Below are 18,060 nucleotides of genomic sequence, written 5' to 3'. Positions count from 1 at the left end.
GACCCCTGGCGCTAAGCGCGCCATGAACGCTCCCAGCACCGCCGCCACCACGCCCAGCAACGCCAACAGCTATCCGCTGCTCGCACGCCCGCACATCCAATTGTACGGCACCGTCGACGATCAGATGTATGCGAAATTCCTCGACGGGCTCGCCGCCGCACCGACCGACGGTCCCCTGGTCGTCTCGATCACGACGCTCGGCGGTGATCCTGAAATGGCGCGCGCGATGGGCGATTCGATCAGGCTGCTGCGCGAATATACCGGGCGCGAGGCGCTGTTCCTCGGCAAGGTCGCGGTCTATTCCGCGGGCGCGACGTTCATGTCGGCCTTCCCCGCGGACAAGCGTTTCCTGACGAAGAACTCGCGGCTAATGATCCACGAGCGATTGATGAACTCGACGATCGAATTGTCAGGGCCGCTCAACACGCTGTCGCCGGTGCTGAACGCGAAGCTCAACGAGATTGAGGATTCGATCCGGATTCAGGACGAAGGCTTCGCCGACCTCGTCCGCGGCACTCGGGTGACGCTGGATGAGCTAAAGGAGCGCGCGCCCCACAATTGGTATATCGAAGCGAGCCACGCGCGCGACCTCGGACTGGTGCTGGACATCATTTGACGCCTGCGCCCCCCCCGGGGTGTTGGTGGAGCGGGCTGCGCGCATTATATCTTGAGCGCAGGCGCCCGTGCGCTAGAGGCGAGACGGGTCCGTTTGCGGCGCACGCCGCGATGGAGTATCTGAGCCGACAGCGATCGTGACGTGTTTCGCGCCCGCGATCCTGCCCGAACACGAGAACGAGACGCATGGCCGAGTTCACCCTTCCCAAGAACAGCCGAATCAAGGGCGGCACCAAGCATCCCTCGCCGCAACCCGGCGGCAAGATGCGCAGCTTCAAGATCTACCGCTACGATCCGGATTCGGGTGAGAACCCGCGGTTCGACACCTTCGAGGTCAACCTCGACGAATGCGGCCCGATGGTGCTCGACGCGCTGATCAAGATCAAAGGCGAGCAGGATTCGTCGCTTACCTTCCGCCGCTCGTGCCGCGAAGGCATTTGCGGGTCGTGCTCGATGAACATCGACGGGCGCAACGGTCTTGCCTGTACCACCGCGATTGAGGACGTGAAGGGCGAGGTAAAGATCACGCCGCTCCCCGCGATGGACGTGGTCAAGGATCTGGTTCCCGATTTCACGCGCTTCTACGCGCAATATGCGTCGATCACGCCGTGGCTGCAGACCGTGACTCCGCCGCCCTCTGGCAAGGAGCGGCTGCAGAGCCCCGAGGAGCGTGCCAAGCTCGACGGTTTGTACGAGTGCATCCTGTGCGCGTGCTGTTCGACCTCGTGCCCCAGCTATTGGTGGAATTCGGACAAGTTCCTCGGTCCGGCGATCCTGCTTCAGGCATACCGCTGGCTCGCCGACAGCCGCGACGAGATGACCGGCGAGCGGCTCGATGCGCTGGAGGATCCGTTCCGTCTGTATCGCTGCCACACGATCATGAATTGCGCGAACGTCTGCCCCAAGGGTTTGTCACCCGCGAAGGCGATCGCCGAGATCAAGAAGATGGAGGTCGAGCGGATCGTCTGATCCGCCGACACCCCCTCGTCCGTTCATGCCGGTCCTGCCGCGGCGCGTGGCTGAACACGTTCCCGCCGCAGCCCGCATGAATGGATCACCATGGACCGTAGCGATCATAGCGAGGCCGAACCCTCGCGCGCCTTCCTCTTCGACGAGCATCCCAACCACCCCGGCTGGATGCACTGGCGCTTTCGCGACGAGACGCGGTTCAATTCGTTCCTGGGCGACGTGATCGTCCGGCAAGAAGGTGACCTCGCTCGGGTCCGGATGATGCCCGAGCATCGTCATTCGAATTTTGGCAATAATGTCCACGGCGGTGCGCTCCTCGGCTTCATCGACGTCGCGCTGTTCGCCGCGCTGCGCAGTTTCGGATCGCTGTCGGCGGGGCCGGCGGTCACGCTCGACCTCAACACCCATTTCATCGGGGCGGGCCGCGTCGGCGAACCCCTCGAGGCGCAGGTCGAGATCCTGCGCGAAACCCGCCGCTTGATCTTCGTCCGCGGCCTGCTGGTGCAGATGGCGATGACGGTGGCCGAATTCTCCGGCACGATCCGCAAGCCGAGTGCGGGCTGATGGGCAAGGTCCGCGCCGCCTACGACGCGCTGATCGCAGGCGGCGAGTTGCGCGCCGACGCGGAACAGTCGGCCGCCGCCGACCGGCTCGACGCCCTTGCCCACGAACTCGAGCATCCGCGCACTACCGGCTTGTTTCGCAAACGACTGGTGCAGCCGCGCGGCGTCTATCTTTGGGGTGATGTCGGTCGCGGCAAGTCGATGCTGATGGACCTGTTTTTCGATCACGTCGATGTCACGCCCAAACGCCGGATCCACTTCGCGGAGTTCATGATCGAGGTGCATGGCCGGATCGCGGTCGAGCGGCGCAAGGAAGCGGGCGACCCGATCCTGCCCGTCGCGCGCCAGCTGGCCGACGACGCCCGGCTGCTCGCGTTCGACGAGATGATGGTGACGAATTCGCCCGACGCGATGATCCTGTCGCGACTGTTCACCGCCATGATCGAGGCGGGAGTGACGATCGTCACTACCAGCAATCGCGCGCCGTCCGACCTATACAAGAATGGTCTAAACCGCGAGCATTTCCTGCCCTTCATCGCGTTGATCGGCGAGCGGCTCGACGTGCTCGTGCTCAACGGCCCGGTCGATTACCGCCGCGACCGGCTCGGGCAGCAGGACACGTGGCTCGTGCCCAATGGCGCCGCAGCGACCGCGGAATTGTCCGCCGCCTTCTTTCGCCTGACCGATTATCCGCCCGAAGACCGCGAACACGTGCCCAGCGAGGAGCTGTCGGTACAAGGCCGCACGCTGCACGTGCCAAAGGCATTGAAGGGCGTTGCCGTGTTCAGCTTCAAGCGGCTGTGCGGCGAGGCACGCGGCCCTGCCGACTACCTTTGCATCGCGCGACGCTATCACACCGTCATCATCGTCGGCATTCCGCAGCTCGGGCCCGCAATGCGCAACGAGGCGGCGCGCTTCGTCAGCCTGATCGACGCCTTGTACGAATATAAGGTCAAGCTGCTCGCCGCCGCCGATGCCGAGCCGGATCAACTCTACCCCGCCGGCGATGGCCGCTTCGAGTTCGAGCGCACCATCAGCCGGTTGGAGGAGATGCGATCCGAAGATTATCTGGTACAGGGCCACGGCCAGAATTAGGGCTATCGCTATTGCGAACCGTTATCTTTGCTATCGTACCCGGCAGGCTTTTGCGGGTTGTCGCGCGCGTGCAAAGGGCGTAGGCGACCTACCCATCCACCGTAACGACGAGAGGGGATGGAATGGCCCGCAAGAAGATCGCGCTGATCGGCGCCGGCAACATCGGCGGCACGCTCGCGCACTTGGCTGCGCTCAAGAATTTGGGTGACATCGTCCTGTTCGACGTCGTCGAAGGCGTGCCGCAGGGCAAGGCGCTCGACCTGTCGCAGTGCGGCCCGGTCGAGGGCTTCGATGCCAAGATCACCGGCACCAACGACTACGCCGACATCGCGGGCGCGGACGTCATCATCGTCACCGCGGGCGTGGCGCGCAAGCCCGGCATGAGCCGCGACGATCTGCTCGGCATCAACCTGAAGGTGATGAAGGCGGTCGGCGAGGGCATCAAGAACAACGCCCCCGACGCGTTCGTCATCTGCATCACCAACCCGCTCGACGCGATGGTCTGGGCGCTGCGCGAATTCTCGGGACTGCCGCACAACAAGGTCGTCGGCATGGCGGGCGTGCTCGATTCGGCGCGTTTCAGCCACTTCCTTGCGACCGAATTCGGCGTGAGCGTGAAGGATGTGAACACCTTCGTTCTCGGCGGCCACGGCGACACGATGGTGCCCGTGCTCGAATATTCGACCGTCTCGGGCATCCCGGTCAGCGACCTGATTGAGATGGGTTTCTCGACCAAGGAAAAGGTCGACGAGATCATCAAGCGCACGCGCGGCGGCGGCGGCGAGATTGTCGCGCTGCTCAAGACCGGCTCGGCCTATTACGCGCCCGCGACCAGCGGCATCGCGATGGCGGAAGCCTATCTGTACGATCAGAAGCGCATCCTGCCCGCGGCCGCCAACCTGTCGGGTGAGTACGGCATCGACAACCTCTACGTCGGCGTCCCCGTCGTGATCGGTGCCGGCGGCGTCGAGAAGATCGTCGAGGTCAAGTTGTCCGACGAGGCGAAGCAGAACCTCCAGGTTTCGGTCGACGCGGTCAAGGAACTGCTCACCGCGTGCCGCGGCATCGACAACACGCTGGCATAATCGTGCGCGGCACCTTCGCCTCCGCGTTGCCGCATCGCGCGGTCGTGGCGTTCTGCGTCGCGGCCGTCACGGTGCTGCCGGCGAATGCGAAGGGGTTGGAGACGGCTTCTCAGGACGAGATCGTCGCGGGCGCGCGCTCATGCGTCGCCAGCGTCGGTCCCGCCGGGCTCGATCAGACCCGTCTCGTCGCCGACGGCTGGTCGAAGGGATCGATCGCGTCGAAAGACGGAAAGCCGATCGACACCAGCATCATCCTGTACGGCAAGGGCCATCTCATGCTCATGTCGATGCAGCCGCAGCCCGGCAAACCGCAATTGTGCACGCTGCTCGCCCGGATCGAATCCGTTCGCGCCTTTGCCGGGATACAGACCGCCTTCGCGTCGACGTACGGCGCGCCGTTCAAGGACGATGGCAAGGGCGACCAGTTCTTTCAGGCGCCCGATCACCGTTTCATCAATCTCGCATCCACCGGCAGCAACGACCGCCCGTCGGTCAGGGTCGCAGTCGGATATCTTTGTCAGGAGTCGAAATGAGCATCCTCGTCGACAAGAACACCAAGGTCATCACGCAGGGGATGACCGGTAATACCGGCAGCTTCCACACGCAGGCGGCGCTCGATTACGGCACGCAGATGGTCGGCGGCGTCACGCCCGGCAAGGGCGGGACCGAGCATCTCGGCCTGCCGATCTACAACACCGTGCACGAGGCGGTGGCCGCGACCGGCGCGACCGCGAGCGCGGTGTACGTACCGCCGCCCTTCGCCGCCGACTCGATCCTCGAGGCGATCGACGCGGAAGTGCCGCTGATCGTCTGCATTACCGAAGGCATCCCGGTGCTCGACATGGTCCGCGTCAAGCGCGCACTGTCGGGCTCGAAGTCGCGCCTCATTGGTCCGAACTGCCCCGGCGTGCTGACGCCTGGCGAGTGCAAGATCGGCATCATGCCGGGCAACATCTTCCGCAAGGGGTCGGTCGGCGTCGTCAGCCGGTCGGGCACGCTCACCTACGAAGCGGTGTTCCAGACCTCGAACGCTGGCCTCGGACAGACGACCGCGGTCGGCATCGGCGGCGATCCGGTCAACGGTACCAACTTCATCGACGTGCTCGAACTGTTCCTCGCCGACGACGCAACCGAGTCGATCATCATGATCGGCGAGATCGGCGGATCGGCCGAAGAAGAAGCCGCGCAGTTCCTGCGTGACGAGGCGAAGCGCGGCCGCACGAAGCCGATGGCGGGCTTCATCGCGGGCCGTACCGCCCCCCCGGGACGTCGCATGGGCCACGCCGGCGCGATCGTGTCGGGTGGCCAGGGCGGCGCCGAGGACAAGATCGCGGCGATGGAAGCAGCCGGCATCAAGGTTGCCGCCTCACCCAGCGAACTCGGCTCGACATTGCTGGAAGTGCTCAAGGGCTGATGCAGGGTCGCCTGCGGGCGACACGATAACGGACGGGCGCTTGTAACCGGGGCCACCCGCGCTCGTCCGCTAACCGCCTTCGAGGTGGGCGGCCCCACCCTTCCCGGCGTGTCGCGGGGACGGACATGAGGTGTGTGATGGGCTTCGAAGGTCAGGATTTCAGCGACATCGCCGGCGGCGTGAGCCCCGCGTTCATCGACACGCTCTATGCCCGCTACAAATCCGCGCCCGACAGCGTCGAGCCGGGCTGGCGCACCTTCTTCGAAGGGCTGGAGGGTGCTGGCAGCACGCCGTCGTGGACCAACGAACGCTGGCCGCTCACCACCACCGACGATCTGACCGCCGCGCTCGACCCGACACAGATGGAGCCCGCGCCGAAGCCCGCGAAGGGCGGCGCGAAGCCTGCCCCTGCGGCCCCTGCCCCGTCGAAGGACGACATTATCCGCGCCGCCGGCGACGCGATCCGCGTGCAGATGTTGGTGCGCACCTACCGCGTGCGCGGTCATCTTGCCGCCAACCTCGATCCGCTCGGCCTGTCAGGCCTGCGTGAATTGCCCGAAGATCTGAAGACCGAATATTACGGCTTCACCGACAACGACATCGATCGCCCCGTCTACCTCGGTGGCACGCTCGGACTCGAATGGGCAACGGTGCGCGAGGTGGTCGACACGTTGCGCAGCAACTACTGCGCCAACGTCGGTCTCGAGTACATGCACATTGCGGACGTGGAGGAGCGCCGGTTCCTTCAGGATCGCATGGAGGGCAAGGACAAGGCGATCGAGTTCACGCCCGAGGGCAAGAAGGCGATCCTGAACAAGGTGATCGAGGCCGAGCAGTGGGAGAAGTTCCTCGGCCGCAAATATGTCGGGACGAAGCGGTTCGGGCTCGACGGCGGCGAGAGCATGATCCCCGCGCTGGAGAGCCTGATCAAGTACGGTGGTGCTGCCGGGGTCAACGAGATCGTGTTCGGCATGGCGCATCGCGGGCGGCTGAACGTGCTCGCCAACGTCATGGGCAAGCCGCTGCGCGTCATCTTCCACGAGTTCGCGGGCGGTAGCGCCAACCCCGATGACATCGGTGGTTCGGGCGACGTCAAATATCACCTCGGCACTTCTACCGACCGCGAATTCGACGGTCACAAGGTGCACATGAGCCTGGTTGCCAACCCGTCGCACCTGGAGGCCGCCGACCCGGTCGTGCTCGGCAAGGTTCGCGCGATCCAGACGATCGCGGGCGACCTGACCGACCATTGCAAGTCGCTGCCCGTGCTGATCCACGGTGACGCCGCCTTTGCCGGGCAAGGCATCGTGTGGGAATGTTTCGGTTTCTCGGGCATCCGCGGCTACAACACCGGCGGCTGCGTCCACTTCGTCATCAACAACCAGATCGGCTTCACGACCAGCCCGCAATTCGCGCGGTCGTCGCCCTATCCGTCGGACGTCGCCAAGGGCGTGCAGGCGCCGATCTTCCACGTCAACGGCGACGATCCCGAGGCGGTCACCTTCGCGACCAAGATGGCGATCGAGTATCGCCAGAAGTTCCACCGCGACGTCGTGATCGACATGTGGTGCTATCGCCGCTTCGGCCACAACGAGGGCGACGAGCCGGGCTTCACCCAGCCGATCATGTACAAGGCGATCCGCAGCCACCCGGGCGTGAGCGACATCTATTCCCGTCGGCTGGTGCAGGAAGGCGTGGTCGACCAGGCGTGGGTCGATGACAACGTCAAGCAGTTCACCACGCTGCTCGAAGGCGAGTTCGAGGCTGGCGCGGCGTACAAGCCCAACAAGGCGGACTGGTTCGCGGGGCGCTGGTCGGGGCTCCACGCCCCCGCCGATGCCGACAGCCAGCGCCGCAGCGTCGACACCGGGATCGAGCCCAAGCTGTTCGACGCGATCGGCCGGCTGCTGACGACGATCCCCGAGACGATCGCGGTCCACAAGACGCTGTCGCGCGTGCTGGATGCCAAGCGCGAGATGTTCCGGTCGGGCGCGAACTTCGACTGGGCGACGGGCGAGGCGCTGGCGTTCGGGTCGTTGTTGTCCGAAGGATATGGCGTCCGCCTGTCGGGACAGGATTCGGGCCGCGGCACCTTCTCGCAACGTCACGCCGTCTGGGTCGACCAGAACGACGAGCACAAGTACGTGCCGCTGTGGAACGTCGAGCACGGCAGCTTCGAGGTGCTGGACAGCCCCTTGTCCGAATATGGCGTGCTCGGGTTCGAATACGGCTACGCGCTCGCCGATCCGAAGACGCTGGTGCTGTGGGAGGCGCAGTTCGGCGACTTCGTCAACGGCGCGCAGATCATGATCGACCAGTTCATCACCTCGGGCGAGGCCAAGTGGCTGCGCGCCAACGGTCTGGTGATGCTGCTGCCGCACGGATACGAGGGCCAGGGCCCCGAGCATAGCTCGGCACGCCCCGAGCGGTTCCTGCAGGCATGTGCGGGCGACAACATCCAGGTCGCGAACTGCACCACCCCGGCGAACTATTTCCACCTGCTTCGCCGGCAGATGCACCGCAATTTCCGCAAGCCGCTGGTCGTGTTCACGCCCAAGTCGCTGCTGCGTCACAAGCTGGCGGTGTCGAGTGCGGCGGACTTCCAGCGCGACACGCATTTCCGCCGCGTGCTGTCCGACCCGTCGGCACCCGCGGACGCCGCGACCAAGCGGCTGGTGCTGTGCACCGGCAAGGTGTCGTACGACCTGATGGAAGCGCGCGATGCGGCGGGCGACGAGCACACGCAGATCGTGCGCGTCGAGCAGCTCTACCCCTTCCCCACGCAGTCGCTGGTCGAGCGGATCGCGCGGATGCCGAACCTCGAAGAGGTGATCTGGGCGCAAGAAGAGCCGCGCAACAACGGTTACTGGTTCTTCGTCGAGCCTTTCATCGAGGAAGTGCTGGGAGAAGCGAACTCCCCGGTCAAGCGTCCGCGCTACGCCGGCCGCGCCGCCGCCGCATCGCCCGCGACGGGGCTGATGAAGCGCCACCAGGCCGAGCAGGGTGCGCTGATCGCCGACGCGCTCGGCCACAATGTGCGCGAGGAAATCCGCCGGACCCGCGAGGCCGACACGACCAAGAAGGCCGGCACCGCCGGCGCCTGACCCTTCGCTCAAGACAGGAATAGATTATGGCAACCGAAGTTCTGGTGCCCACGCTGGGCGAATCGATCACCGAAGCCACCGTCGGCGAGTGGCTGAAGCAGCCGGGCGACAAGGTCGCCGCCGACGAGCCGATCGCGAGCCTCGAGACCGACAAGGTCTCGGTCGAGGTCCCCTCGCCGGTCGCGGGCGTGATGGGCGAGCACGCGGTCAAGGTCGGCGACACGGTCGAGGTGGGCGCATTGCTCGCGACGGTCGACGCGGGCGGCGCGGCACCGGCGCAGGCGAGCGCACCGCAGCCCGCGGTGACGCAGGCCCCCGCCGCATCGACGGGCGGTAGCGGTCAGGGCGGCGCGACGCCGACCGCCGGCGGCTATGGCAACCACGGCGCGACCCCGGTCGCGGGCGAAGGCCCCGCCGCGCTCTCCCCCTCGGTCCGCCGCGCGGTGCTGGAGCACGGCGTCGATCCCGCGACGATCAAGGGCACCGGCAAGGACGGCCGCCTGACCAAGGAAGACGTTGCCGCGGCCGCGTCGTCCAAGCCGGCGGCTGCGCCTGCCGCGGGCACGTCGGACGGTGGCGCCGCCACCGCCGGCCGCGCGGACGCGGGCTCCGCGCCCGCGCGCCGCGAAGAGCGCGTCAAAATGACGCGCCTGCGCCAGACGATCGCCAAGCGCCTGAAGGAAGCGCAGAACACCGCCGCGATGCTGACGACGTTCAACGACGTCGACATGACCGCGGTGATCGAGGCGCGCGCCAAGTACAAGGACCTCTTCGAGAAGAAGCACGGCGTCCGCCTGGGCTTCATGGGCTTCTTCGTGAAGGCCGCGACGATGGCGCTGAAGGACATCCCATCCGTCAACGCCTCGATCGAGGGGGACGAGATCGTCTACCACGATTACGCCGACATCTCGGTCGCGGTGTCGTCGCCGGGCGGTCTGGTCGTTCCCGTCATCCGTGACGCGCAGGACCTGTCGGTCGCCGGGATCGAGAAGACGATCGGCGACTTCGGCCGCCGCGCGAAGGACGGCACGCTCAAGATGGACGAGATGCGTGGCGGCACGTTCACGATCTCGAACGGCGGCGTGTTCGGCTCGCTGATGTCGACCCCGATCATCAACCCGCCGCAGTCGGCGGTACTGGGCCTCCACCGGATCGAGGATCGCCCGGTGGTGGTGAACGGCCAGGTCGTGGTGCGCCCGATGATGTATCTGGCGCTCAGCTACGACCACCGCCTGATCGACGGTCGCGAGGCGGTGACTTTCCTCGTCGCCTTGAAGAACGCGATCGAGGACCCCACTCGAATCCTGATCGACCTGTAATCATATCAAGCGTCACCCCGGCTGCGGCCGGGGTCTCGTGCCCCGGGGCGCATCGCTCCTGCCGCGCGAGACGCCGGCCTTCGCGCCGGTCTGATGCCCGGGAGAAGTACGATGGCTGAATACGATTATGACGTGCTGGTGATCGGCGCCGGCCCCGGCGGCTACGTCGCCGCGATCCGCGCCGCGCAGCTCGGGCTCAAGACCGCGTGCGCGGAGAGCCGTGAGACGCTGGGCGGCACCTGCCTCAACGTCGGTTGCATCCCGTCGAAGGCGCTGCTCCACGCATCCGAATATTTCGACGCCGCGGCGAACGGCGCGATGGCGAAGATGGGCATCAAGGTGACGCCCGAGCTCGACCTCGAGGCGATGCACGGGCAGCGCCGCGACGCGGTCAAGCAGCTGACCGGCGGCATCGAATTCCTGTTCAAGAAGAACAAGGTGACGTGGCTGAAGGGCCGCGCCGCGTTCGAGGATGCGCACACCGTCACCGTCGCGGGCGAGCGCGTGACCGCGAAGAACATCGTCATCGCGACCGGTTCGACCGTCACGCCGCTGCCGGGCGTCGAGATCGACCAGAAGGTGATCGTCGATTCGACCGGCGCGCTCGAGCTGCCCAAGGTGCCCGAGCATATGGTGGTGATCGGCGGCGGCGTGATCGGGCTCGAGCTCGGCAGCGTGTGGCGGCGGTTGGGCGCCAAGGTCACCTGCGTCGAATTCCTCGATCAGATCCTGCCCGGCTTCGACGGCGACGTCCGCAAGGAATCGAACAAGATCTTCAAGAAGCAGGGGATCGAGTTCAAGCTCGGTACCAAGGTGACCGGCATCACCTCTGACGGGACGACCGCGACGTTGACGCTCGAGCCCGCCGCGGGTGGCGAGGCGACGACGCTCACCGCCGACTGCGTGCTCGTCTCAATCGGCCGCCGCGCCAACACCGATGGCCTCGCGCTCGACAAGATCGGGCTGTCGCCCAACAACCGCGGCCAGGTCGAGACCGATCATGATTTCCGCACGTCGGTCGACGGCGTATGGGCGATCGGCGACGTGATCCCGGGCCCGATGCTCGCGCACAAGGCCGAGGACGAGGGGATCGCGGTGGCGGAGAACATCGCGGGCCAGCACGGCATCGTGAATCACGCGATCATCCCATCGGTCGTCTACACCTGGCCCGAGATCGCGGGCGTCGGGCTGACCGAAGAGCTCGCCAAAGAACAGGGCGAGGTGAAGGTCGGCAAGTTCCCGATGATGGCGAACAGCCGCGCGAAGACCAACCATGAGCCCGACGGCTTCGTGAAGATCATCGCGAACGCGAAGACCGACCGCGTCGTCGGAGTCTGGGCGATCGCATCGGTCGCGGGGACGATGATCGCGCAGGCCGCGCAGGCGATGGAGTTCGGCGCGACGAGCGAGGACATCGCCTACACCTGCCACGCGCACCCGACGCATTCGGAAGCGATCAAGGAAGCCGCGATGGCGGTGACGGGCAAGCCGATCCACATCTGATCGACCTCCGCGCGATCCTGATGACGGCGGTGGTGCAGCGATGCGCCGCCGCCGTTCGCTTGTCCGGGTGACCGAAGTTTAACGCCGCCGCCACCGCCGCGACAGCGCGGCGGGCGCAGAACGGTCACCTTCGAAAAGGAGAGTAACCGTGAAGCACGCAGCGATCATCCTGGCCCTCGCCACCTCCGCCACGCTCGCCACCGCGCCCGCCGAGGCGAAGGGGTGTCTGAAGGGCGCAGCGGTCGGCGGGGTCGGCGGGCATTTCGTCGGCAAGGGGCACGCGGTCGCGGGCGCCGCGATCGGCTGCGCGGTCGGCCATCACCGCGCCAAGGTCGCCGCGCGCAAGCAGGCGACGCAGGCGCAGCCGCATCGCGGCTGACGCGGCAGGTGACGGGGCGGTGCGGCCTTGCCCGCCCCTCGGGCGCGTAGCATGACGATCTCCGACGCGACCGCCCCGGCCGCGCGTCGGAGACATTCGGACATGAAGATCAGCGCGCGCAATCAATTCCCGGGCACGATCACCGCGATCAACCCGGGCGCGGTCAACGGCACGATCAAGATCGATATCGGCGGTGGCAACATCGTCACCTCCTCGATCACCGAGGAAGCGATCGGCGAACTCGGCCTGTCGGTCGGCGACCGGGTGACGGTGCTGGTGAAGGCGAGCGACGTCCTGATCGGCAAGTGACGTGTGATGCGCTGGAACAGCGCTGGCTGACGCTGAAGCGCGAGACGATGCCTGCGCTCGCCGCCGCGCGCGGCTGGCCAGTGCGGAGCGATCACTGTTTCCAGCGCATCCTGCTCGACACCGCGGTAGGCGGCGTCTGGTACGATGCGATCCCTGAGCGTCCGGCGTATCGCCACGCCGATGCGGCAGTGCTCGCGCGCGCGATTCAGATGGGCGAGGCGGTGATCGCGGGCAGCGCCGATCTGGGGGCGCTCAACCGTCAGTCGCTGGCGTGGCGGGGCAAGCTGGCGCGCTAAGCGCGGATACCGGTCACGCGTCGCGATACCGTCCGACGCGACGCCTCGCGCCAATCGTTTGGGAGGGTTGCCCCTCACCCCGTCGCGCGGGCGCGCGCGATTGCGGACTGGAGCTGGTCGATCGGCAGCGCGCCGGTCAGCACCTGATCGCCGACGACCCAGCTAGGCGTCCCGGTGATGCCGAGCTTGGCCGCGGTTTCGAGATTCTCGCGGATCGTCGCGTCGGCGTCGGCGGGAATCGCGGCGACATTGACGCCGGAGGCACGCCCCGCCGCGGCGATCGTCGCGTCGCTGACCGGTCCGGCGGCGTAGAGCGCGTCGTGGAACGGCTTGAACCGGTTCTGCTGCGCAGCCGCCAGCGCGACGCGCGCGGCGACGCGGCTCTCCGTCGACAGCACCGGAAGCTCCTTGAACACGATCCGCAGATTGGGGTCCTGGTCGACCAGCTTCTGCAACACTGGGAGCGTCGCGCGGCAGAAACCGCAATTATAGTCGTAATATTCGACCAGCGTCACGTCGGCCTTGGGATTGCCGATCCACGCCCCCGCATACGGCTCCTGGATCGTGCCGCGGCTCGCCGCCACCGCGCGCGCGGTGTCGCGTTCCTGCAGTTTCTGCATCGCCTGCGGGATGAGGTCGGGGTTGGCGAGCACGTAATCGCGCACAACGCGCTCGACGCGCGCCTTGTCCGCGCTGCCCAGATCCCCCGGCGCGACGCGGTCGGCGAGGAACATGCCACCCGCGCCGAATGCCGCGCCGAGCGCCACCATGCCCAACAATGTCGCCCGGTTCATTTGCGCTTCTTGCCCTTGTCGATCACGTCCTGCGACGTCATCGAAATGTCCTGTGCCCTGATCCAGTCGGGCGTATTTTTCGGCAGACCCGCCATCGCCATGCGCGCACGCACCGCCGCGGTTCGCGTATCCCCGGTCAGGCTCGCCTGCTCCGCCCCTGCGAGTGCCGCGCGCGCCTCGTCGCCAGTGCGTTCGTAGACGGTGCCAAGCTGGAACCACGCGAACAGATTCTCGTCGTCGCGCTGGACCGCAACGCGCAGCACGCGCTTCGCCTCGTCGTAATTCGCCGGGTTCTCGGTCGCGATCAGCGCGTGGCCGTAGGTGGTGCCGATCAGTGGGTTGCTGCGCGTCCCCTCGAAGGCGGCGCGTAAGGGGACCAGCGCGTCCTTCGGCCGCCCTGCCTCGAGCATGATCTGCCCGACGATCTCCTGGAAATAAGGGTCGTCGGGTTTTGCCTTGATCAGCGCGGCGGCCTCCGCGTCGGCGCGATCGGGATAGCCAGCCTTGTGATAGGCGTAGGCGCGCGCATAATGCGCGTAGATCGACTGATCGGTGTCGGGATATTCGTTGAGCGTCCGCTTGGGATCGGCGACGTAGCCGAGCAGCTTGGCCTTCACGCGGCGGAACCGCTCCTGCAATTGCGCGTCGATCGGCTTGTTGAAGTAGGGCGATTCCTTCACGTCGCCTTCCAGCGTCGCGATGCGCGTGCCCGACAGCGGGTGCGACTGCATGAACGGGTCGATGTTGCCGAGCCCGTAGCGATATTCCTGCTGCTGCAACGTCTTGAAGAAGGTAAGCATACCCTTTGCCGAGATGCCGGCGGTCTTCAGATATTTGACCGCGCTCGCGTCCGCGGTCGCCTCCTGCGTCCGCGTGAAGGCGAGATAATGGCCCATAGCGGCTTGCTGCCCCGCCGCCATCACGCCCATACCCGCCGCGCCGCCGCCCGCCGCCGCAGTCGCGAGGCCGAGCACCATCGAGAGCAGATACATCGCCATCGCGGGCTTCTGCCCCGCGTCAGCGTTGGCGACATGACCGTCTGCGATGTGCCCGAGCTCGTGCGCGATGACGCCCTGAACCTGGTTCACATTATCCGCGGCCTCGATCAGCCCCGAGTGGATGTAGACCGTCTGCCCGCCGACGACGAAGGCGTTGATCGACCCATCGTTGACCAAAGCAAACTGGACGTCGTTGGGACGCAGGCCCGCCGCGGTCACGATCGGCGCGGACATGTCGTGGAACAGCGCTTCCGTCTCGGCATCGCGCAGCAGCGACTGCGCCTGGACCGGGACGGCGGCGAGCATCGCGGCACCCGCGACCAGCGCGATGACGCGGCGGATCACCGCGCAGCGCTCGCGCGGGTCGATGCCGGGGACGAGGGGTGACGCATAAGCGTCACCGTAGCGCCGAACGGCGCGGGATCATAGCAGCGCATCGCCCGGACACTTGCGGCGGTGGCGGTGAACCACCGCTGAAGCGTCCGGGCGACGGCGTCGCGATCAGTTGCCGAAGGTACGCTGCCACCAGCCGCGGCGCGGCGCATTCTCGGCCTCGGCGGGCTCACTGGCTGCGTCGCTCGCGGCATCGGCATCGGCGGTCGCCGGTGCGTCTTCCGCGGCGATCTCGACCGGCTCGGCTGCTACCGGCGCGGCGTCGGTTGGTTCAGCAGGCGCTGCATCGGCCTTCTTGCGCCGCGTCCGCTTGGGCTTGGCGGGTGCAGCCTCCACCTCGGCGGTGTCGGGTGCCGGTAGGCCGCTCGTGACCGGCGCGGCATCCCCCGCGTCGACGGTGGGCGCATCCGACTTCTTGCGCCGGGTGCGCTTCGGCTTGGCGGGTGCCTCGGTCGCGGCGGGCGCTTCCTCGACCACCGGTTCGGCGTCGGCGACGGCCGGAGCCTCGGCTGCTTCCGCGGCGCGCGCGCGCGGGCGACGGCGGGTCTTGGGCTTCGCGGCTGGTTCGGGTGCGAGCTCGTCGGCGACGGGTTCCCCGGCCGTGGGTTCAGCGACCGCGGGCTCGGCGTCGACGACCGCGTCCTGCTCGACCTCGGGTGCGTCGTCCGCCCCGGTGTCAACCGCGGTGTCATCGTCGACCGAGGTCTCGCCGACGGCGTCAGCGGCAATTGCGCCCTGACCGTCGCGGCGGCGACCGCGGCGGTTGCGACGGCGGCGGCGACCATTGCTGGTAGGCGCCTCGTCACCCGTCTCGCCACCGACCGCCGCTTCGACGGTCTCTGACTCGTCACCCTCGACCGCGTCGCTCGGCTCGTCGGTGTCGGCTGTCTCGGCGTCGTCACCGTGCGCCTCATCGCCCTCGCCACGGCCGCGATTGCGGCGACCGCGACGACGGCGGCGGCGGCGGCCACCGTCACGATCGCCCGCGTCTCGCTCGCGCTCCTCGCGCTCGGCGGGCGCGTCCTCGACCGCTTCCTCTTCCTCGACTTCGTACTCGTCCTCGATGTCTTCCTCGACCTCGATCATCGGCGCGTCGAACTTGGGCGCGTAGGCGGGCGGCGGACCGGCGGCCTCGACCGACATGCGCGCGCCCTCCTCCTCACCGTCGGCGAGGATGTCGACCTGGACGCCGTAGCGATCCTCGATCTCAGCGATGTCGCCGCGCTTGCGGTTGAGGACGTAGAACGCTGCTTCCTGGCTGCAACGCAAGGTGAGGTGCGAGCCGCGCCCGCGCGCCGCCTCGTCCTCGATCAGGCGCAGCGCAGAGAGACCCGCCGACGATGCGGTGCGCACCAGACCCGTGCCCTCGCAATGCGGGCACTGGCGGGTCGATGCCTCGAGCACGCCGGTCCGCAGACGCTGGCGGCTCATTTCCATCAGACCGAACGACGAGATGCGGCCGACCTGGATGCGCGCGCGATCGTTCTTGAGCGCCTCCTTCATCGCCTTCTCGACCTTACGGACGTTCGATCCGTGATCCATGTCGATGAAGTCGATGACGACCAGACCCGCCATGTCGCGCAGACGCAGCTGCCGCGCGATCTCCTGCGCCGCCTCGAGGTTGGTCGCGGTCGCGGTCTGCTCGATATTGTGCTCGCGCGTCGAGCGGCCCGAGTTGATGTCGATCGAGACGAGCGCCTCGGTCGGGTTGATGACGAGGTACCCGCCCGACTTCAGCTGCACCACGGGATGGTACATCGCGGCGAGCTGATCCTCGACGCCGGCGCGCTGGTACAGCGGGATCGGGTCGCTGTAATGCTTCACCTTGCGCGCGTGCGTCGGCATCAACAGGCGCATGAAGTCCTTCGCCTGACGATAACCTTCGTCACCCTCGACGATCACCTCGTCGATGTCCTTGTTGTAGATGTCGCGGATCGCGCGCTTCATCAGGTCGCTGTCGCCGTAGACGAGCGCGGGCGCCGACGAGGTCAGCGTCTTGTCGCGGATCTCGTCCCACAGCCGTGCGAGATAGTCGAAGTCGCGCTTGATCTCGGTCTTGGTGCGCTGGAGTCCCGCGGTGCGCACGATGCAGCCCATCGACGACGGCAGCTCGAGGTCCGCCATGATCGCCTTCAACCGCTTGCGATCGCCCGCGTTCGAAATCTTGCGACTGATCCCGCCGCCGTGCGACGTGTTGGGCATGAGCACGCAGTAACGCCCGGCAAGGCTCAGATAGGTCGTCAGCGCCGCGCCCTTGTTGCCGCGCTCTTCCTTGACAACCTGGATCAGCAGCACCTGACGGCGGCGGATCACGTCCTGGATCTTGTAGCGGCGGCGCAGGTTCATGCGGCGCTGGCGCAGCGCCTCGACCTGATCATCGCCGTTCGAGCGGCGGCCCTTGCGGCGGCGGCCCCCCGGACCCTCGCCGGCGTCGTCGCCGCCCGCCTCGTCGACGTGATCGTCGTGCGCGTCGTCGTCGTCGCCGTGATCGTCGTCGTGCCGGTCGTCGCCGTCGTGCGCATCGTCGTCGCCGTGCGCGTCGTCGTCCTCGTCGAAGCCCGCGTCCTCGGCGTCGAGTTCGGCGCGCAGCTTGGCTTCCTCGGCGGCGTGCTCGGCTTCTTCGCGGAGCAGCGCGTCGCGGTCCTCCTTCGGGATCTGGTAGTAATCGGGGTGGATTTCGGAAAAGGCGAGGAAGCCGTGGCGGTTGCCGCCATAATCGACGAACGCGGCCTGGAGCGACGGCTCGACGCGCGTCACCTTGGCGAGATAGATGTTGCCCTTGAGCTGCTTGCGCTCGGCACTTTCGAAATCGAATTCCTCGATCCGGTTACCCTTGACGACGGCGACCCGGGTCTCCTCCCGGTGGCGTGCGTCGATCAGCATACGCGTGGTCATTGATTGTTCTCCGCGCGCTGGGCCGTCCGGCTAGCGGTGCGCCCGCGCGATAAGGGGTCGCGCGCCGCAGCTTGCCGGGCGCGCACGATGTTGCAGAAAATGCCTTCGTCCACCGTGCAGCCCCGGACGCCTGATGGCCGGGAAACGCCGCGCCCGCTCCGCCGGCAGAGGCCGGGCGGAACAGCGAACGGGCGGGATGCAACATGCGGACGTCAACCTGATGGCCCGGCACCGGCAGAAGGCCGGTCGGACAGTGTCACCGAAGCTTCACGTGCGCGTGCACTACTCCGGTCAGACGACTGCTAGCATTGGTTAAGCGAGGCATCAAC

16 protein-coding genes are annotated in these 18,060 nt (G+C 67.0%); 13 read left to right on the top strand and 3 right to left on the bottom strand.

What is annotated here, in order from left to right:
* Positions 1-22: 22 nt before the first annotated feature.
* From KZ810_RS06220 to KZ810_RS06160, 13 genes are all read left to right on the top strand, one after another.
* The gene (locus KZ810_RS06220; RefSeq protein WP_219768118.1) at positions 23-616 is read left to right on the top strand and encodes an ATP-dependent Clp protease proteolytic subunit; all 594 of its coding nucleotides are present in this window, start codon (positions 23-25) and stop codon (positions 614-616) included.
* A gap of 185 nt (positions 617-801) precedes the next feature.
* Positions 802-1,584 (top strand): succinate dehydrogenase iron-sulfur subunit, encoded by a 783-nt coding sequence (locus KZ810_RS06215; protein WP_298812803.1) that lies wholly within the window; start codon positions 802-804, stop codon positions 1,582-1,584.
* 90 nt (positions 1,585-1,674) lie between these two features.
* Positions 1,675-2,148, top strand: a complete 474-nt coding sequence (locus KZ810_RS06210; RefSeq protein WP_219768117.1) for a PaaI family thioesterase — start codon at positions 1,675-1,677, stop codon at positions 2,146-2,148.
* On the top strand, positions 2,148-3,242 hold the full coding sequence (gene zapE, locus KZ810_RS06205; RefSeq protein ID WP_219768116.1) for a cell division protein ZapE: 1,095 nt from the start codon (positions 2,148-2,150) through the stop codon (positions 3,240-3,242). Before KZ810_RS06210 ends, zapE begins: the two co-directional genes overlap by 1 nt.
* 122 nt (positions 3,243-3,364) lie before the next feature.
* Entirely contained in the window at positions 3,365-4,327 is a 963-nt protein-coding gene (mdh, locus tag KZ810_RS06200) for a malate dehydrogenase (RefSeq protein WP_174191859.1), read from the top strand.
* Between the two features lie 2 nt (positions 4,328-4,329).
* Positions 4,330-4,860, top strand: a complete 531-nt coding sequence (locus KZ810_RS06195) for a hypothetical protein (protein ID WP_219768115.1) — start codon at positions 4,330-4,332, stop codon at positions 4,858-4,860.
* Positions 4,857-5,741 carry a succinate--CoA ligase subunit alpha gene (gene sucD, locus KZ810_RS06190; protein WP_219768114.1) on the top strand — a complete coding sequence of 295 codons (885 nt, stop codon included), beginning with the start codon at positions 4,857-4,859 and terminating at the stop codon, positions 5,739-5,741. The genes KZ810_RS06195 and sucD overlap by 4 nt, the downstream gene beginning before the upstream one ends.
* A 137-nt stretch (positions 5,742-5,878) precedes the next feature.
* Positions 5,879-8,845, top strand: a complete 2,967-nt coding sequence (locus KZ810_RS06185) for a 2-oxoglutarate dehydrogenase E1 component (protein WP_219768113.1) — start codon at positions 5,879-5,881, stop codon at positions 8,843-8,845.
* 26 nt (positions 8,846-8,871) lie between these two features.
* Positions 8,872-10,164, top strand: coding sequence for a 2-oxoglutarate dehydrogenase complex dihydrolipoyllysine-residue succinyltransferase (gene odhB, locus KZ810_RS06180; RefSeq protein ID WP_219768112.1), 1,293 nt, complete (start codon positions 8,872-8,874; stop codon positions 10,162-10,164).
* Between the two features lie 111 nt (positions 10,165-10,275).
* Entirely contained in the window at positions 10,276-11,667 is a 1,392-nt protein-coding gene (lpdA, locus tag KZ810_RS06175; RefSeq protein WP_219768111.1) for a dihydrolipoyl dehydrogenase, read from the top strand.
* A 148-nt stretch (positions 11,668-11,815) separates the two neighbouring features.
* Positions 11,816-12,046, top strand: coding sequence for a hypothetical protein (locus tag KZ810_RS06170; protein ID WP_219768110.1), 231 nt, complete (start codon positions 11,816-11,818; stop codon positions 12,044-12,046).
* 102 nt (positions 12,047-12,148) lie between these two features.
* On the top strand, positions 12,149-12,355 hold the full coding sequence (locus tag KZ810_RS06165) for a TOBE domain-containing protein (RefSeq protein WP_219768389.1): 207 nt from the start codon (positions 12,149-12,151) through the stop codon (positions 12,353-12,355).
* Positions 12,352-12,651 (top strand): GCN5-related N-acetyltransferase, encoded by a 300-nt coding sequence (locus KZ810_RS06160; protein WP_219768109.1) that lies wholly within the window; start codon positions 12,352-12,354, stop codon positions 12,649-12,651. The genes KZ810_RS06165 and KZ810_RS06160 overlap by 4 nt, the downstream gene beginning before the upstream one ends.
* 74 nt (positions 12,652-12,725) lie before the next feature.
* Here the strand turns inward: KZ810_RS06160 and KZ810_RS06155 are convergent, their stop codons facing one another.
* From KZ810_RS06155 to KZ810_RS06145, 3 genes are all read right to left on the bottom strand, one after another.
* Positions 12,726-13,445 carry a DsbA family protein gene (locus KZ810_RS06155; RefSeq protein WP_219768108.1) on the bottom strand — a complete coding sequence of 240 codons (720 nt, stop codon included), beginning with the start codon at positions 13,443-13,445 and terminating at the stop codon, positions 12,726-12,728.
* Complete coding sequence (locus tag KZ810_RS06150) at positions 13,442-14,749, bottom strand: M48 family metalloprotease (RefSeq protein ID WP_258044603.1); 1,308 nt, start codon at positions 14,747-14,749, stop codon at positions 13,442-13,444. The genes KZ810_RS06155 and KZ810_RS06150 overlap by 4 nt, the downstream gene beginning before the upstream one ends.
* A 195-nt stretch (positions 14,750-14,944) precedes the next feature.
* Positions 14,945-17,719, bottom strand: a complete 2,775-nt coding sequence (locus KZ810_RS06145) for an Rne/Rng family ribonuclease (protein ID WP_308461512.1) — start codon at positions 17,717-17,719, stop codon at positions 14,945-14,947.
* Positions 17,720-18,060 lie beyond the last annotated feature (341 nt).

Source organism: Sphingomonas citricola, from assembly GCF_019429535.1.
Taxonomy (GTDB): Bacteria; Pseudomonadota; Alphaproteobacteria; order Sphingomonadales; family Sphingomonadaceae; genus Sphingomonas; species Sphingomonas citricola.
The sequence above is the reverse complement of the archived record's forward strand: the minus strand, read 5'-3'. Positions and strand labels throughout refer to the sequence as shown.

What these genes read in the sequence shown, in the direction of transcription:
- KZ810_RS06220 (WP_219768118.1), top strand. Translation starts at nt 23, where the DNA reads ATGAACGCTCCCAGCACCGCCGCCACCACGCCCAGCAACGCCAACAGC.
- KZ810_RS06215 (WP_298812803.1), top strand. Translation starts at nt 802, where the DNA reads ATGGCCGAGTTCACCCTTCCCAAGAACAGCCGAATCAAGGGCGGCACC.
- KZ810_RS06210 (WP_219768117.1), top strand. Translation starts at nt 1,675, where the DNA reads ATGGACCGTAGCGATCATAGCGAGGCCGAACCCTCGCGCGCCTTCCTC.
- zapE (WP_219768116.1), top strand. Translation starts at nt 2,148, where the DNA reads ATGGGCAAGGTCCGCGCCGCCTACGACGCGCTGATCGCAGGCGGCGAG.
- mdh (WP_174191859.1), top strand. Translation starts at nt 3,365, where the DNA reads ATGGCCCGCAAGAAGATCGCGCTGATCGGCGCCGGCAACATCGGCGGC.
- sucD (WP_219768114.1), top strand. Translation starts at nt 4,857, where the DNA reads ATGAGCATCCTCGTCGACAAGAACACCAAGGTCATCACGCAGGGGATG.
- KZ810_RS06185 (WP_219768113.1), top strand. Translation starts at nt 5,879, where the DNA reads ATGGGCTTCGAAGGTCAGGATTTCAGCGACATCGCCGGCGGCGTGAGC.
- odhB (WP_219768112.1), top strand. Translation starts at nt 8,872, where the DNA reads ATGGCAACCGAAGTTCTGGTGCCCACGCTGGGCGAATCGATCACCGAA.
- lpdA (WP_219768111.1), top strand. Translation starts at nt 10,276, where the DNA reads ATGGCTGAATACGATTATGACGTGCTGGTGATCGGCGCCGGCCCCGGC.
- KZ810_RS06165 (WP_219768389.1), top strand. Translation starts at nt 12,149, where the DNA reads ATGAAGATCAGCGCGCGCAATCAATTCCCGGGCACGATCACCGCGATC.
- KZ810_RS06155 (WP_219768108.1), bottom strand. Translation starts at nt 13,445, where the DNA reads ATGAACCGGGCGACATTGTTGGGCATGGTGGCGCTCGGCGCGGCATTC.
- KZ810_RS06150 (WP_258044603.1), bottom strand. Translation starts at nt 14,749, where the DNA reads ATGCTCGCCGCCGTCCCGGTCCAGGCGCAGTCGCTGCTGCGCGATGCC.
- KZ810_RS06145 (WP_308461512.1), bottom strand. Translation starts at nt 17,719, where the DNA reads ATGCTGATCGACGCACGCCACCGGGAGGAGACCCGGGTCGCCGTCGTC.